The sequence below is a fragment of the Kitasatospora sp. NPDC001225 genome, from assembly GCF_053597855.1.
In genome coordinates this window covers 1-1,394 of sequence record NZ_JBSFJC010000447.1, presented here as the reverse complement: position 1 = coordinate 1,394, position 1,394 = coordinate 1, and the positions used below count along the sequence as shown (strand labels likewise).

Annotated in this window: 1 protein-coding gene; it reads right to left on the bottom strand. The window is 72.1% G+C overall.

Annotation, left to right across the window (positions count from 1 at the left end):
* Nucleotides 1-94: 94 nt before the first annotated feature.
* Nucleotides 95-979 carry a class I SAM-dependent methyltransferase gene (locus tag ACWDCZ_RS41345; RefSeq protein ID WP_449818724.1) on the bottom strand — a complete coding sequence of 295 codons (885 nt, stop codon included), beginning with the start codon at nucleotides 977-979 and terminating at the stop codon, nucleotides 95-97.
* Between the last annotated feature and the right edge of the window lie 415 nt (nucleotides 980-1,394).

Here is a 1,394-nt window from a genome sequence, read left to right as displayed (position 1 = left end):
GCCCAGCGCAGAGCCTCGGCGTCGGCCGCGTCGGCGTGGGCGCCGCGGTGGGCCGTGACGTCCCGGATCGAGGATTCCCTGAGCGCGTCGGTCGTCACGCGGGCCCCTGGCCCGGCTGTTGTGCCGTCTGCTTCGGTCGGTGTGTCGTCCGGTCCGGCCGTTGTGCCGGCGGGCGTACGCCCCACATCGCGACCATGGCGTGCGCCGTGTCGACGAACCCGGGGCGGCGCAGGTGGGTCAGGGCCTCGGCCCCGTCCGCCTCCGCGAGGACCCCGGCGCGCGCCATCGCCGGCAGCAGATCGGCGATCGACAGTGCCCACGCCCGTCCCGCCGCGTTCGTCGCGGTCAGGGTCGGGCAGTGCACCCGCATCCCCACCTCCACAAGCCCCAGGCCCCGCAGCGGGGCGGGGAACGACCGGGCCCAGGCCGACACGTCGCTGCCGAGGGTCGTGGCCAGGGTGGTGGTGACGGCGGTCCCGAGACGCCGTACGACCGGGTCGGGGGAGGAGGCGGCGGGGAAGAACGAGGGGTCCTCGATGTACAGGCGGCCGCCCGGCTTCAGCCAGGACGCCATGCGCCCCGGCAGCGCGGCACGCTCGGGCAGGTGGCACAGGACGCTGCGGGCGACGACGAGGTCGAAGGTGCCGGGCGGGAACCCGTCGGTGCGCACGTCGTGCCGCAGCACGCGCAGCGCCGGGTGGCGCAGGCCCGTCAGGAAACGGAGGTCGGTGTCGGTGGCCGTCACCTCGCCCTCGGGGTGGCGGCGGGCGAGCCACAGGGCCAAGGTCCCGGCCCCCGCCCCGATTTCCAGGCAACGGGCGTCGGCCGGCAGGTCCCAGCGCGCCAGATCACCCGTGGTCGCGGGGTCGCAGGAACCGGCCAGGGCGTCGAGACGGTCCGTCTGCGCGGGGTGGGCGAAGGCGAACACCTCCTCGCCGTACGCTGGGAGTTCACGTTCTTCCGGCGCTTCCTTCCGCATGCGATACCTCCTTTTCCCTTTTGATATGACCAACGCCTTTCGATTTGGGCCAGCAGGTTTTGACCAGACCGGCGCCCTGCGATCGGACCGGCGGTTTTCCGATTGGACCAGCGTTCTCGCGTCTCCCTCTTGACGACACGCCAGGGCGCTCAGTGCGGCGCATCGGATTTCATGCTTCGCTGTGCGCGCGGGAGACAGTGGCGGGCGGCGCTGGGCCGTGGATACGGCGAGGCGGGCAGCAGATCGAACGGCCAACTCCACGCATTTCCACCGCATTCCAGCCCGAGCAAAAGAAACCCGGGTGACCGGGATGTCCGAGGAGGCGTCACATGGCCTGGACCTGCCCGAGGTGTCGCTGGTGGCGATCCTGGACGCGGACAAGGAGGGCTTCCTGCGCTCCGGCACCTCGCTGATC

Bases quoted from the DNA above. Each gene is read 5' to 3' on its own strand.
- ACWDCZ_RS41345 (WP_449818724.1), bottom strand. From the start codon at position 979: ATGCGGAAGGAAGCGCCGGAAGAACGTGAACTCCCAGCGTACGGCGAG.